Below are 6970 nucleotides of genomic sequence, written 5' to 3'. Positions count from 1 at the left end.
GTGCTGGCCGAGTGCAATATCGGCGCGGTGGTGGTCTCCCCCGACGGCGCGGCCATCAGCGGCATCGTCTCCGAGCGCGATGTGGTGCGCCACCTCGACCGGCACGGCGCCCCGCTGCTCGACCGGCCGGTCACCGAGATCATGACCGACCGGGTGCGCACCTGCGGGCCCGACGATCACACCTCCTCGCTGCGCGCGGACATGACCGAGCACCGGATCCGGCACATGCCGGTGGTCGAGGATGATCGGCTGGTCGGCATCGTCAGCATCGGTGACGTGGTGAAGAGCGAGATCACCGAGCTCGCCACCGAGCGCAGTCACCTCGTCGACTATCTGCAGGGCAAGTACTGAGCCGCGACGCGAAAAGCGTTGTCCGCGAAAAATCTTCGTCAGCCGTACCAGAAATGTGCGTATCGTTGATCGGGTGCACCCCCTCCGGCCCGAGCCAGCCGCCGTCGCGGTGACCCGGCACGCGCCGACCCCGGTGCCCGCGACGATCCGCGACCGCTTCCCCGCGCTGGCCGATCCCGCGGTGGTGTACCTCGACAGCGCGGCAACGACACAGAAGCCCGACACCGTCATCGCGGCCGTGACCGCCTATCACCGCGAGCACACCGCGAACGCGGGCCGCGGCACCTACGGCTGGGCGACGGCGCTGACCGCGCGGATCGCGGCGATCCGCTCCCGTGCCGCCGGTTTCCTCGGCGCGCAGTACCCGGACGAGATCGTGTTCACCAGCGGGGCGACCGCCGCGTTGGGGACGATCGCGCACAGCTGGGGTCTGGCCACCCTGGACTCCGGCGACGAGATTCTCTACAACCCGGCCGATCACGCCGCCAATGTGTTGCCCTGGCATCACCTGCGCGACACCATGGCCCGGTTCGGGCGCCGGATCGTGCTGCGGCCCTATCGCAGCACCGCGGCGGGCGAGGCCGACATCGACGACATCCTCGCCCAGGTGGGGCCGCGCACCCGGTTGATCACCACCAGCCACCTGCATCACGTGTACGGCGGGCTGACCACGCTAGAGGAACTGCGCGGGCGCATCGATCCCGAGATCCTGCTGTGTTTCGACTGCTCGCAGAGCGGTGGGCACCTGCCGGTCGACGTGATCGACCTGGGCGCCGATTTCGCGGTGTTCGCGGGGCACAAGATGTTCGGGGCGCCGGGCGTCGGCCTGCTGTACTGCCGGCGGCGCGTACACGACCGGCTGCGGCCGTTCCTGCCCGGCGGGCACTCCGGTATCCAGGTCGGCGAGGACGGCCTCGTCGGTTCCGGGATGCCGCAGCTGCTCGAGGGCGGAACCCAGAACATGCCCGGAATTCTTTCCCTGGCACCGGCTTTCGATCTGCTCGACGAGCTCGACCCGACGGCGGTCGCCGCGCACAACCGTGAGCTCACGCTGCGGCTGATCGAGGGCCTGCGCCCGATTCCCGGACTGGACTTCCTGCCGGGGCCCGCGCACGCGCGCTGTGCGGTGGGGTACGGGATCGTCTCGTTCACCCTCGACGGGATCAGCGCGACCGACCTCGGGTTCGTGCTGGCCGAGTCCGGCTTCCTGGTCCGCACGGGGGCGCACTGTGTGCCGTCGGCCGATCCCGGCGCCGGGTCGGTGCGGGTGAGCACGCATCTCTACAACATCCTCGACGAGATCGACCGGTTCGTCGCCTGCGTGGCCGGTCTCGCCGGTCACCGGCGATGAACACTTCCTGACCCCGAGCCGAGGAGCAACGATGGGCATGCCTGCGCCACACTACGACCGCCGCGCCGCGTCCCGGGTACTGGCCCGCCTGGCGGCCCCCGGGCTCTTCACCGCCGCCGAAGCACCGTCAGCCGCCCGGATCACCTTGCGCGCCACCCCGTTACGGCCCGAGCCGGGCAGCGAGCTGACGCAGTCCCAGCGGATGTACCTGGAGCGCTTCATGCGGCCGTGCCGCCCGGAGCAGGTGACGAGCGCGAGCCACCGCATCACCTGGACCGACAGCGCGGGCATCCCCAACACCGGGTACTTCCGCACCGGCGGCGCCGGTCCCGAGCTCGCGGTGGTGGCCAGGGAAACCGTGCTGGCGCTGTGGCGTTCGCTGGCCGCGTCGGGTCTGGTCGAGCACTCGGCCGCGCTGACCGAACCCGATCTCGCGGTGCTGGCCGCCACCACCACCGATCACGATCCGCACGAGATCTTCCGGGTCGGGGTGGAGGCCACCGGGCGCGCACTGGTCCAGCACGGGCTCATCGCGGCCGACACGCCCTATCGGGACATCGTCGAATTCGCCAGGGGGATGCGCGATTCCGGCATCTTCGCCGCGGTGGCGACCCGCTGGTTCTGGGAGTTGCAGGCCTCGACCTTCCGGCGCGGGATGATCCCGGTGCGGCTGGTCACCCAGCCGGACGGCAGCGTGCGCTACACCGCGGACTCGATCGCGGTGCTGCGGGCGATGAAGGACGCCACCATCGGTGACGCGCGCGCGGTGATGCGCCGCGCCACCACCGAGGAAGGGCTCGAGGTCGAGGCGGCCGTCGCCAAGTACCACGACGATCTGGATCTGATCTCGCGTCAGTACGCGTTGCTGCCCGCCGATTCCCGGCCCTCCTGCCTGGCGGCCGCGCCGCAGGCTGTCGACGGTGCGGCGGTGCACGTGCTGGCGACGGTGGTCGATCGGTTCGTCGAGACGTTCGCCGCGCTGGCAGGCACGGTGGAGGTTGTCGAGGACATCGCCGAACAGGAGCCCGGCGGTGCGTCGCACGGGGACGACGGCGTCTTCTACGTCCCCGATATGAGCTGCAAGCACTGTGTCCGCACGATTACCGCGCTGCTCGAATCGATGGACATCCCGGTCGTCGAGATCGACCTGGAGTCGAAGCGGGTGATCGCCCGAATCCGCAGTCCGCGCAATCGGTTCCGGGTGTTCGAGGCCTTGCGCGACGGCGGCTACAACCCGGTCGACGACGTGCAGGCGCAGGCGCCGGGCGCGGCGGTGGGATGACGCCGCCGCCGGCTGTTCCCGCCGCGCTCCATCCACTGGTCGCGGCGTTCCTCGACGACCGGGCCGCCGTGCGTGCGGCCCTGCGCCGGTTCGGGTCGCCGGTGCATCTGGTGTTCCCGCAGGTGTTCACCACGAATCTGGCCGCCTTGCGCGGCGTGCTGGATGGATCGGCCACCAGGTACCGGATCTGCTACGCGCACAAGGTGAATCGTTCCGCAGCGTTCGTCAGGTCCGCCGCCGCGGCGGGGATCGCGGTCGACGTGGCCTCGGCGCGGGAACTGCTGTCCGCGCAGACCGCCGGGTTTCCCGCCGACCGGATCGAGGTGACCGGCCCCAAGGGCGCGGCGATGCTGCGGACCGCCCTCGCTGCGGGCGTGACGATCAATGTCGACAATCTGTGGGAGCTGGAGACACTCGCCGGACTGGTCGCGCCGGGCAGCACTGCGCCTGTGCTGCTGCGCATCTCGGGGTTCCCGGGTAGCTCCCCCAGCCGGTTCGGCATCGACCTCGGCGACGCGGGGGAAGCGTTCGACCTGCTCACCCGCCACCGGGATCGACTGCGGCTGCTGGGTTTCGCGTTCCACCTCGATACCGCGGCCACAGCGGAACGTGTCCAGGCGGTGGCCGAGTGCCTCGACCTGATCGAGCGCGCGTACGGACACGATCTGACACCGACCGTGCTCGATATCGGCGGGGGGCTGCGGCAGGTCTTCACCGCCGACGCCGCGGGCTACGACGCCTACGATCACGCACTGCGCGCCGGTCTCCTCGGCCACGGTCGCGCACTGCATTGGGGCAGCAATACTTTCGGCTATCACGTGGCCGACGGCGCGGTCCACGGCGGACCGGTGTTCCACAAGTACGCCAATACCGAATCGGCCGCCGGGATCCTGGCCGACCTGCTCGGCGCGCCGCTGCCGGGGCACGGCGGGCGGGCGCTGAGCCGGGTACTCGCCGACAATCTGCTCGAACTGTGGCTCGAACCCGGCAAGGCGCTGGTCGATCAGGCCGGGATCACCCTCGCCCGGGTCGAATTCGTCAAACGCGCGGGCAACGGGGCGACGCTGGTGCATCTGGACCTGAGCCGCGACACCGTCACCGCCGCCGACCAGGAGGTGCTCATCGATCCGATCGTGCTGGCCGAACCTGCGGTATCCGACGCCGTCGGGGTGTATTTCGCCGGTCACCTGTGCCTGGAGCGGGATCTGATCACGCAACGGCAGGTGCGGCTCGCCGGTGTGCCCGCACCGGGAGATCCGGTGGTGTTCGCGAACACCGCCGCCTATCACATGGACCTGTCCGCGGCGCGGGCCAGCATGCACCCGACGCCGGCGAAAGTCGCTGTGCTGCACCGGGACGGCGGGTTCGACCTGTGCCCTGACGCGGAATATCGGCCGGGGGTGCGGTGATGGTCTACACCCACATCACCGAGCTGATCGGCAACACTCCCCTGCTGCGCCTCGACCCCGCGGTCCACGGCCTCGACGGCGTGGACCTGTACGCGAAACTGGAGTCGCACAATCCGTTCGGCTCGGTCAAGGACCGGGTCGCCTGGGCGATGATTCGCGCCGACCTGGACCGGATCGCCGCGGACGGCCAGTCTTTCATCGAGGCCTCCAGCGGCAACACCGCCAAGGCCTTGCGGGTGCTCGGCGCGCTGCACGGCATTCCGCTGCGCGCGGTCACCAACCGGATCAGGGTGACCGAGGTCAGGCAGCTGCTGCAGCTGCTCGGCACCGAGATCGTGGAGCTGCCCGGGCTGTCCGAATGCCCCGATCCCCATGCGGCCGACGATGTCTCGGCGGTCATCGCGCAGACCACGGGTCAGGCGCCCGGCCGGTGGTTCCATCCGTCGCAGTACACCAACGACCGCAATGTCGAGGCGCATCTCGACGGCACCGGCACCGAGATCGCCGCCGATCTCGCCGAGGCGGGGATCGCGCACCTCGACTATCTCGTCGGCGGCCTGGGCACCAGCGGCTCCACCCGTGGCACCGCCACCGCGCTGCTCGCCCGTCATCCGGGGCTGCGCACGATCGGGGTGGTGTCGGACCGGTTCGACTTCGTCCCCGGTATCCGCTCCGAACGCGAGATGTGGGATGTCGGCCTGTTCCGGCCCGATTTCTACGACGACATCGTCACCGTCGACTCCGCGGCCGCCATCGAGGCCACCCTCGCGCTGGTTCGCGGGTACGGGGTGCTGGCCGGGCCCACCAGCGGCGCGGGCTACGCCGCCGCCCTGCGCACCTTGGCCGACGCGCCCCGACCCGCCGACCGGCCGCTGGTCGCGGTTCTCATCGTGTGCGACCGGCTGGAGCCGTACCTGTCCTACTTCGCCAAGCGCAGGCCCGACCTGTTCGGCAAGACCGCCGCACCGGCCGCACCCGGCCCCGACGACACCGCCGCCGCCCCCACGCTCACCCCCGCCGCGCTGGCCGAGCTCGACCGCACCGGGCGTCCCACCGTCGTGGATACCCGCGGCGCCATGGCCTATCGGGTCGGGCACGTACCCGGCGCGCTCAATATCCGCGACGACCAGCTCGACGAGATGCTCGCCCAGGGCGTGCCGTTCCCCCGATCACGGCCGGTCGTTTTCGTGTGCCCGGTCGGCGAGAACTCGCTGCGGTTCGCGGCATCGGCCCACCGCGCGGGCTATGACGCGTTCAGCCTCGCGGGTGGCATCGTCGCCTGGCGCGACGCGGGCTATCCACTCGAACGCGGCGGCTGATCACACCAGCACGCGCGCTGCCCGGCGGGCGGCCGACAGCTGGCCGCGCCGTCCCGCGGTCGCCAGCAGGGCAGGCAGCGGGCCGCGATAGCCGTCGGCGAGCAAGCCGACGACCGCCCGGAACCGGGCTAGGAACCGTTGCGCGGTCTGCTCGTCGAACCGGGCGATCGGGTAGATGAACGAGCCGTCGATCCCGGCGGGGGCGCCGTGCGGATCGTAGTGATCGGTCAGGCCGAACTCGAGATCGTGTTTGGCCCTGACGACGCCGGTCGGTACCTCCGTGATCGAGAAACCTTGTGCGGGAGTGGGTTCGGTAGTGCTGCGCGGTGCCGGGCGGCGCTGCAGGATGAGCGTCGCCTGGAACAGGGGCAGCGCGGCGTCCTGGAGCAGGCAGCGTTTCAGGCGGGGGTTGGGGGTGTCCGGGTGTGCGTAGGCATTGAGCGCGACGCGGCGCACCTGGTCGATCAGCTCGTCGACATCGCCCGCGCGGTCCAGGCGCACCCGCATCAGGACGTCGTCGGAGAAGTTGCCGACGAGGTCGTCGAGCAGGCGGTGATCGCGGCCCGACACCGCGGTGGCGACCGTGACATCGGCGCTGCGCGCGAACGCACCGACGGTCACTGCGAAAGCGGCCTGCAGGACCATGAACAGGCTGGCCCGCCTGTCCTGAGCCAGCCGCAGCAGACGGGCGTGGGTCCCCGGGTCGAACGAGAACGGCAGCAGCGCGCCCGCGCCCGGGTCGATCGGCGGTGACTGTTGTTCTTGCGCAGGCAGATCGAGCAGGGCGGGACGCCCGGCCAGCGCGTTGGCCCAGTATCGCAGCTGATGGGTCGCGCGGCTCCACTCGTCAGTGAACTCGCCCAGCTGGGCGTGCTTCCACAGCGTGTAGTCGGTGTAGGTGACCGGCAGCGGCGACCACTCCAGGGCACTACCGCTGCGGCAGGCCAGATAGGCGGTGACGAGGTCGCGGATCAGCGGGCCCATCGACCGGCCGTCGACCGAGATATGGTGCACGACCAGCGCGAGCACGACATCGTCCGGGCCGAGCACGAACAGCCGGGCCCGCACCGGCAGGTCGCGGGTGAGATCGAAGGGGCGCGCAGCCAGTGCGGCCACCTGGGCGTCGAGTCCGGTTTCGGTGACAGCGCATTCGGTCACGTCGATCCCGACGTCAGCGGGGTCGACGTCCGGCTTGGCCGGGCCCCGGTCGGGGGCCGGGGAGGGGGGGCGCAGCGGGTCGTGGCGGGCGTCACGTCAG

General features: G+C 70.8%; 6 protein-coding genes. 5 read left to right on the top strand and 1 reads right to left on the bottom strand.

Going from position 1 to position 6970, the window contains the following annotated elements; translation table 11 throughout:
- The 5 genes from ACFWPJ_RS20445 to ACFWPJ_RS20425 form a co-directional block, all read left to right on the top strand.
- On the top strand, nt 1–351 hold a 351-nt coding region (locus ACFWPJ_RS20445; protein ID WP_378853569.1), incomplete at its 5' end, for a CBS domain-containing protein.
- Nucleotides 352–424: 73 nt separating this feature from the next.
- Nucleotides 425–1702 (top strand): aminotransferase class V-fold PLP-dependent enzyme, encoded by a 1278-nt coding sequence (locus tag ACFWPJ_RS20440; RefSeq protein WP_378853567.1) that lies wholly within the window; start codon nt 425–427, stop codon nt 1700–1702.
- A gap of 37 nt (nt 1703–1739) precedes the next feature.
- Nucleotides 1740–2984 (top strand): heavy-metal-associated domain-containing protein, encoded by a 1245-nt coding sequence (locus tag ACFWPJ_RS20435; protein WP_378853565.1) that lies wholly within the window; start codon nt 1740–1742, stop codon nt 2982–2984.
- Complete coding sequence (locus tag ACFWPJ_RS20430) at nt 2981–4393, top strand: decarboxylase (RefSeq protein ID WP_378853563.1); 1413 nt, start codon at nt 2981–2983, stop codon at nt 4391–4393. Before ACFWPJ_RS20435 ends, ACFWPJ_RS20430 begins: the two co-directional genes overlap by 4 nt.
- Nucleotides 4393–5712 (top strand): pyridoxal-phosphate dependent enzyme, encoded by a 1320-nt coding sequence (locus tag ACFWPJ_RS20425; protein WP_378853561.1) that lies wholly within the window; start codon nt 4393–4395, stop codon nt 5710–5712. The genes ACFWPJ_RS20430 and ACFWPJ_RS20425 overlap by 1 nt, the downstream gene beginning before the upstream one ends.
- On the opposite strand, the gene ACFWPJ_RS20420 is transcribed toward ACFWPJ_RS20425, so the two are convergent.
- Nucleotides 5713–6870 (bottom strand): condensation domain-containing protein, encoded by a 1158-nt coding sequence (locus ACFWPJ_RS20420; RefSeq protein WP_378853559.1) that lies wholly within the window; start codon nt 6868–6870, stop codon nt 5713–5715.
- Between the last annotated feature and the right edge of the window lie 100 nt (nt 6871–6970).

The sequence above is a fragment of the Nocardia sp. NPDC058497 genome (assembly GCF_042720195.1).
Taxonomy (GTDB): domain Bacteria; phylum Actinomycetota; class Actinomycetes; order Mycobacteriales; family Mycobacteriaceae; genus Nocardia.
Note: the sequence above shows the minus strand (reverse complement) of the source record. Positions and strands in the feature narration are given on the sequence as shown.

Excerpts from the sequence above, each read along its gene's own strand:
- ACFWPJ_RS20435 (WP_378853565.1), top strand. The coding sequence starts at position 1,740 with ATGCCTGCGCCACACTACGACCGCCGCGCCGCGTCCCGGGTACTGGCC.
- ACFWPJ_RS20430 (WP_378853563.1), top strand. The coding sequence starts at position 2,981 with ATGACGCCGCCGCCGGCTGTTCCCGCCGCGCTCCATCCACTGGTCGCG.
- ACFWPJ_RS20425 (WP_378853561.1), top strand. The coding sequence starts at position 4,393 with ATGGTCTACACCCACATCACCGAGCTGATCGGCAACACTCCCCTGCTG.